At 62.2% G+C, this 5,147-nt stretch carries 4 protein-coding genes; all 4 read right to left on the bottom strand.

What is annotated here, in order from left to right:
• Positions 1-873 precede the first annotated feature (873 nt).
• The 4 genes from JZY06_RS10130 to JZY06_RS10115 all read right to left on the bottom strand — a co-directional run bounded on the left by JZY06_RS10130 (position 874) and on the right by JZY06_RS10115 (position 5,135).
• On the bottom strand, positions 874-1,677 hold the full coding sequence (locus tag JZY06_RS10130; RefSeq protein ID WP_207279414.1) for a hypothetical protein: 804 nt from the start codon (positions 1,675-1,677) through the stop codon (positions 874-876).
• Between the two features lie 442 nt (positions 1,678-2,119).
• A complete protein-coding gene (locus tag JZY06_RS10125) occupies positions 2,120-3,475 on the bottom strand; it encodes a Na+/H+ antiporter family protein (protein WP_207279413.1) in 1,356 nt (451 codons plus the stop codon).
• Between the two features lie 240 nt (positions 3,476-3,715).
• Positions 3,716-4,633, bottom strand: coding sequence for a tetratricopeptide repeat protein (locus JZY06_RS10120; RefSeq protein WP_207279412.1), 918 nt, complete (start codon positions 4,631-4,633; stop codon positions 3,716-3,718).
• A gap of 193 nt (positions 4,634-4,826) precedes the next feature.
• Positions 4,827-5,135 carry an MTH1187 family thiamine-binding protein gene (locus JZY06_RS10115; RefSeq protein ID WP_207279486.1) on the bottom strand — a complete coding sequence of 103 codons (309 nt, stop codon included), beginning with the start codon at positions 5,133-5,135 and terminating at the stop codon, positions 4,827-4,829.
• Between the last annotated feature and the right edge of the window lie 12 nt (positions 5,136-5,147).

The following is a 5,147-nucleotide window of genomic DNA, read 5'->3' as shown; positions in this document are numbered from 1 at the left end:
CACTGGTGGTCGATGAATTTCCAGTACCCATTTTTTCTGCAGGTTCGTCTTGGCCGGGACCTGTTCCAGCTTGCGGATAGCACGACAGTAGGCTGGCGCGTATCTGGTTGATGTGGCCGGTAGCAGTGTCTGCTTGAGATCCTCGTCAATGCCGTCAAGGTATGTGAAGAGGCCGTGGACAGTTCATTTTCCCGGTCGGTGGGAAGAAGTAGCTTAAGGCCGCACGCGGCTGGTATCAGCAATGATGTGAGGGGTCGCGTTTGTCGTTTTTCGCGTTTTTCTTTGTAGGTTTTTGCCATGCGCCGCGCCAGCCCCGGTAGATATGCGGTGTCCAGATCTAGCGTGTTTGGCCGTGACAGAAGCCAGTTTGCCGATGTTATTGGGTTGACGGGCAGTGACTAGTACTTTTCCCCACTGCGTGGGCTTTACGTGACCATGGACATCAGTGCGTCGGTGGTGTTGACCGGTACGGCTTTGATCTTTTTTCCCTCGGAATCCAGTGCATCAGATGTAATGCTTGGTTTTGCCTACATCGACGCGCGTGAAGACGTCCATTGTCGGACATGTGAGTCTGAAAGGGATTGAAAGTGGATGTTTTCAAGCCGCTGGGTTGTCTACGGCGATGCAGAACTGGCAACCACATTACAAACAGAAGTGTCCGTGACCGGTGGCGAATGTCATGGCATCTCACAGCACATCCTGCACGCCACTGGTGCCCGGTCGCATCACCCCGTAGGACTCATCTGGGACAGGGCAAGAATTAGCCATACCAGGCTCCAGTAACTCAACCCTTCAACAGAAGGGCCATCTACAAGCTTAAAACTCGGAGGCCCCCGTTCTCGGGATAGTCTTCAACGTAATGGGCGAAAAAACCTAGAGCCTGCCGAATATTCCGGACAACCAGCCGCCGACAACGGCACCGACAAGGGTCAGCACGCCGAGGATGGCCACCACCACGCTGCCGGTGGATTCATTTTTCCCCGGCGCTGAGGTGGTGTCATCGGCGGGCTGGCCGGTGGCGCTGTCGCCGTTATCGGGGTTGTCGGTCAGCTGATCATCACAAAAGGGCGGGGCGTCCATGACCAGTGTGATCGTTTTGATGATGATTCCCGGATCATAGGTGCTCGTGGCCTTCGGGTTGACCAGCTTGATCTCTGATTGTCCCTCACGTTTGATATCGTCCGGGCCGGCGGGTGCCCGGTTCATGGTGGCCAGGGTGGTGCGGCCGATTCCCGCGCCCAGGGGAGCGCCTTTGCCGAAGGGCACGCCAGTGACTTCGGCGGTGTTTTGACCGGTGAAGTGGATTTGGTTCAGCACCCACTCGGAGTCGCCGCGGACAGTGGCCGGAAGAATAATCCCGGACAGCTCGTACCAGGGTTTGGTTTCACCGTTGTTGGCGTTGTGCCATACCACCGTGCTGTCCACGGTGCGGGGCGGAAGCTGCGGCACAAAAGTGTCGTTGTTGGCGCGCCCGGGTTCCACAAGCTCGCCCGGGGGTGCGGCGGTACCCGGTTCCCCGTTGAGGACATAGGTGATCGCCGCGGAGCCTTCAACCTTCTGTGCACCGTCAATCGGAAGGCAGGTGCCGGTGCCGGCGGTGTTGTCTGCCGCCAGTGCTGCTGCGGGACCGGCAATCGGGGCAGCCAGCAGTGCGGCACCACCGAGCACAGCGGCCACTGTCTGCAGGGGCTTCCTGCCGGAAAAGGAAAAATGGTCACTGGGGTTCTCCTCGTGTGAACAAGCGGTGGCAGTCAAGGGCGGTGACCGGGTGATCCCGGCACGTGGGCGCATCGGTGAAAGCGGCAGGCGCCGCAGCCCTGTCGACCGGTCCGGTGTGAGTTGAGCCTACCGCAGTAAGGCCCACCTGGACACACAATGTGCAGCAACATCTGACAGGGGCGATTAGCCCACCCCCATCTGTTTTCCCGGTGGAAGAAGATAGTGCCGCAGCGTGGGCCACGGCCGGCGGACCATGCGCTACCGCGGGTTTTTCAGCCGTCCCCCACGGGCCACCCACCGGGTGGTTCCGGCTGCGGGGAATCAAACAAAAACCCGCGCCCGGTCGCCCATCATGGTGGACGACCGGGCGCGGGCCGGGTGGGTTGGGGTTGTGGTCTTCCTAGAGAACCATCGCCGCCACCCATCCGGCGAGAAGCAGCGGGATGTTGTAGTGGATGAAGGTGGGGATCACCGAGTCCCGGATGTGGTCGTGCTGACCGTCGGCGTTCAGCCCCGAGGTCGGCCCCAGTGTGGAGTCGGAGGCGGGGGATCCGGCGTCCCCCAGCGCACCGGCGGTACCGATGATCGATACCGTGGCCAGCGGGGAAAAGCCCAGGGCGGCACACAGCGGGACGTAGATGGCGGTAATGATCGGCAGGGTGGAAAACGACGAGCCGATACCCATGGTGACAATCAGGCCGACGACCAAAATGGCGAAGGCGGCCGCTGCTTTGTTGCCCTGGAACAGGTCCGCGGCTCCCTGCACCAGGTCCGGGATGGCGCCGGTTTCACTCATCACCGAGGCAAAGCCCTGGGCGGTGATCATGATGAAACCGATCAGGGCCATCATGCGCATACCGGCGCTGAACACATCGTCGGCTTCATTCCATTTGACCGCACCGCTGGCCATGAACAGTGCCAGACCGGTAATCGCACCGACCAGCAGTGGATCGGCGTCGGAGCCGGTGTTGGTCAAATACAGCTGGATGGCGAAACACAGCACGATGGCGATGATCGAGACGATCATCTTGTATTTCGTGACGGTGACTTCCTTGTCGTCGGCCTGGATGGTCAGCGGCCTGTTGTCGTATTCGCGGGGTTTGCGGTAGGAGATGAACACCGCGACCAGAAGGCCGATGACCATGCCGACCGCCGGAATCCACATCGCCGACATCACGTGGATGCCGGTGGTGTCCATCCCGGCTTCCCTGATGTTGCCCATCAGGATGTCTTCGAGGAAGATTTTGCCGAAGCCGACCGGCAGGAACATGTAGGTGGTGACCAAACCGAAGGTGAGCACACAGGCAATCAGCCGCCGGTCCAGCTTCAGGGTGTTCATCACCTGCAGCAGCGGCGGGATGAGCAGCGGGATGAAGGCGATGTGGACCGGGATGAGGTTCTGGCTCATCACGGCCATGGCCAGGGTTCCGCCGATCAGGCCGAACTCGGTGGCCTTGACGGCTGTTGCACTGCCGTCACCGGATTGTTTCCCGATTCTTCTCACCAGCCAGTCGGCCAGCATTTTCGGAAGCCCCGAATTGGCGACCGCCATGGCGAAAGCACCCAGCAGGGCGTAGGACAGCGCAATCTTCGCGCCCCCTCCCAGCCCATCCTGGAAGGCGAGCATGGTGCCTGTCAGGCCCAACCCCCCCAGCATTCCGCCAACGATCCCGCCGAGAAGGAGGGCCAGCACCACGTGGACACGCAGTACTGCAAGGACGAGGACGACCAGTACGGCCACAGCTACAGCATTCACGACACTAAAGCTTAAGCCATGGGAAGAAATGTCTGAAAACCAGGTTCCGGTTTGTCCGGCACATGGCGCTGTCCGCACGGTCAGGAACAGGGTTCCCGGACGGCCGAAGCAGTCCGGTGACTGACCGCACGCCACCGGCGCACCCGCTTACGGGCGCTGCCGCCCCCCTGCCCGTCCGGGCACCGCCAATAGGGGATTGTGGCTTGTCAGGGGCCGAAAAACACTGTCCCGGACCCGGGGCTAGTACAAGGCGCTGGCCATCCGGGAGCGGGCGGCAATGACCCGCGGGTCGGTGGCCTCAAACAGGTCGAACAATTCCACCAGGCGGATCCGGAGTGTGTTTTTGTCCTCACCGGCGCTTGTCACCATCACGTCGAGCAAACGGGTGAAGGCTGCCTCGGCGTGACCGGCCGCGATTTCGGCATCAGCTGCAGCCAGTGCTTTATCCACATCAGTCGGGTCGGCATCCGCGGCGGCAACCGCATCACCGCCCCCGGCTGTGGCCAACCGTTTGCTGAACCGTGCCGCGTCGCGGGCTTTGCGGGCGTCCCGGTTGGCCGGCTCCTGGGCCAGCACATCGTCGTAGATGCCGATCGCATCATCGAAACGGCCCTCGTCCAGCGCTTGTTCCGCGGCCACGAAACGCGGATCAGAGGGCTGGTCATTGTCTGCTGCACCGTCGGCGGCGGACTCGGGAAGGCCCTCCAGTTTGCCCTCACAGGCCCGGACAATGGCATCAATCCAACCGGGCAGTTGTTCGGCGGGCTGTTCCCCTTCGAAGGAGGTGAGCGGTTGTCCCCCGGCCAACGCCAGCACGGTGGGCAGTCCCTGCACCCCGAGCATCTGCGCCAGCTCCGGGGTGGTGTCGGCGTCGATGTAGGCGAACACCCACTTCAGTTTGCCCTTGGCGGCCAGGTCGCTGAAGGCGGCCCGCATATTCTCAGAGCCCGGGGAGCGCCCGGTACCGACCTGGACGACCACCGGAACCTGGGTGGAGCGGGTGATCACTTCCTGTTCGATATTGTCCCGGGTGACCACAACTGTCGGGGCGACACCGGCCCCGCCGCCGTTTGCGGCGCTGCCGGCTTTGGCTTCGGCCTGTTTTTTCAGGCCCTCAAGGTCGATGGCGCTGTTGCTGAAACGCTCCGGGGTGGTCACAACTGATCCCTGTCTTTCTTTCGCTTTGTCTACGGTTGGTGGTCAGTGCAGTGTGGTCGATCGGCGCGGCGGGCCGTGGGTTCCGGCGCGTCACGCCCCGGTACACAGGTCAACGCGCACGGTGGGGTGGATGTTCCTGGCCCGGACAATCCTCCCCCGGGTCCTGGCGCCGGGTGTGGGTGGTCTCCGGCCGCTAATCGGGTTGCCCGATCCGCCGGTTGACCGCATCAACTTTGGCCTTGAGCTGGCCGGTGTAGCCGGGACGGATATCGGCTTTGAGAACCACAGACACCCGCGGGCTGTGGGCGGTGACGGCTTCGGTCGCTTTTTTGACCACATCCATCACCTCATCCCACTCGCCCTCGATGAGGGTGAACATGGCGTTGGTTTCATTCGGCAGCCCGGAGTCGCGGACCACCCGCACCGCTTCGGCGACCGCATCGGCCATCTCGGCGGTGGCGGTGGGGGTTTCGGTGGGTGCTACTGAAAATGCGACAATCACGTCCCCCACCCT

The sequence above is a fragment of the Corynebacterium mendelii genome, from assembly GCF_017307055.1.
In the GTDB taxonomy this organism is placed as follows: domain Bacteria; phylum Actinomycetota; class Actinomycetes; order Mycobacteriales; family Mycobacteriaceae; genus Corynebacterium; species Corynebacterium mendelii.
Note: the sequence above shows the minus strand (reverse complement) of the source record. Positions and strands in the feature narration are given on the sequence as shown.